The organism is Mesorhizobium sp. P5_C1 (assembly GCF_054049815.1).
On sequence record NZ_JBFULQ010000918.1, the window covers coordinates 1 to 1436 of the forward strand.

The following is a 1436-nucleotide window of genomic DNA, read 5'->3' on the forward strand; positions in this document are numbered from 1 at the left end:
CTACAAGGGCGGGCGTAATTTCGGCCACCTCGCCTATGAGGTCGACGACATCTACGCCACCTGCCAGCATCTGATGGACAATGGCGTCACCATCAACCGGCCACCGCGCGATGGCAACATGGCCTTCATCAGGTCGCCGGACGGCATTTCGATCGAGCTCCTGCAAAAAGGCCCGGCCAAGGCCAAGGCCGAGCCTTGGGCTTCAATGGCGAACACCGGCAGCTGGTAGGCCTCGATCCGGGCGAAAGATCGCCCGGCAGCCTTTGGCGTTTTGCGCGACGGCACCTATCTACCCGGCTGTCGCGCCAGCCTGGCAAGCCTGGCGCCATGTCAAGCAATGGGCGCCTGCCCTCCCGGAGAGTTCACTGATGCCGACCAGCCATGCCGATGTCGCCACCGAACATGCCAGCCGCTATTTGCAGCAGCTGTGCAAGCACTGGGCGCACAAATTCCCCGTCGAGTTCGATCCGCACCATGGCACGATCGATCTCTCGCTCGGTCGCACGGTGATGGATGCCGATGCGAGCGCGCTGCATATCACGGTGTCAACCGAGGAAAACGGATCACTAGAGCGCCTGGAAAGCGTCGTCGCCGATCACATCAAGCGCTTTGCTTTTCGCGAAGAACTGACCTTCGACTGGAAGCCCGCCACGGCAGCGTAACCGGCCTAAGCTCCGCCTGCCTGACCGGCCATCGCCAGCAACGCCAACACCGAGCGCCAGTTGCGCGCCGTGCCCGGCACTTTCAGCGTACGCGGGATCAGCCCGGCAAAAACCGATTTGCCGAGCCCGTCCGGCGCGTGCAGGTAAAGCACGTCGCCCTTGATCTCGAACCGTTCGGGACCGGTGCACTTTTCGGCCAGCCGCGCCACTTCATCGCCGGTCGGCTCGCGCTCCAGCACATAGGCGTGGAGCTTCGTGTGGTCCGCGGCCACTTCCGGATAGGGATTTTCGCTCACCAGCCGCTCGAACCAGCCGAGATCGCGCACCATGATGCGCGAATGGAATCCCCACTTCTTCTCGAAGGCTGCTTCGATCTGTTTCGTCAGCGTCGCCGCGTCACCCGCCTTTGCCCGAAAAACGGCATTGCCGCTCTGCACATAGGTGGCGACATCGGAAAATCCGAGGTCCTCGAAGAACGACCGCAGCTCCGCCATCTTGACGATGCGGTTGCCGCCGACATTGATGCCGGAAAACAGCGCAACGAAGCTTTTTCCCTGATCAGTCATCTGATCATCGATCACTCATATGATGAACCCGGCCAGCGTCTCGTTGTCGGTGATATCCTGGTACTGGACGCCTTCGGCCTCGAAATTCGCCTTGAGCAGGTCGAAATTGCGGCGATCCTTGGTTTCGATGCCGATCAGCACCGAACCGAAATTGCGGGCCGATTTCTTCAGATATTCGAAGCGGGCGATGTCGTCGTCGGGCCCAAGC

At 61.2% G+C, this 1436-nt stretch carries 3 protein-coding genes and 1 pseudogene; 2 read left to right on the forward strand and 2 right to left on the reverse strand.

Annotation, left to right across the window (positions count from 1 at the left end):
* Positions 1 to 229, forward strand: a 229-nt coding sequence (locus ACXJ7R_RS32570; protein WP_457155387.1) for a VOC family protein, incomplete at its 5' end; no start/stop codon positions are given.
* 139 nt (positions 230 to 368) lie between these two features.
* On the forward strand, positions 369 to 662 hold the full coding sequence (locus ACXJ7R_RS32575; protein ID WP_095090733.1) for a DUF2218 domain-containing protein: 294 nt from the start codon (positions 369 to 371) through the stop codon (positions 660 to 662).
* 5 nt (positions 663 to 667) lie between these two features.
* Here ACXJ7R_RS32575 and ACXJ7R_RS32580 read toward each other — a convergent pair whose 3' ends face one another.
* Complete coding sequence (locus ACXJ7R_RS32580; RefSeq protein WP_457155388.1) at positions 668 to 1228, reverse strand: DUF1697 domain-containing protein; 561 nt, start codon at positions 1226 to 1228, stop codon at positions 668 to 670.
* Positions 1229 to 1243: 15 nt separating this feature from the next.
* Positions 1244 to 1436, reverse strand: a pseudogene (locus ACXJ7R_RS32585) (threonine dehydratase); the annotation flags it as partial.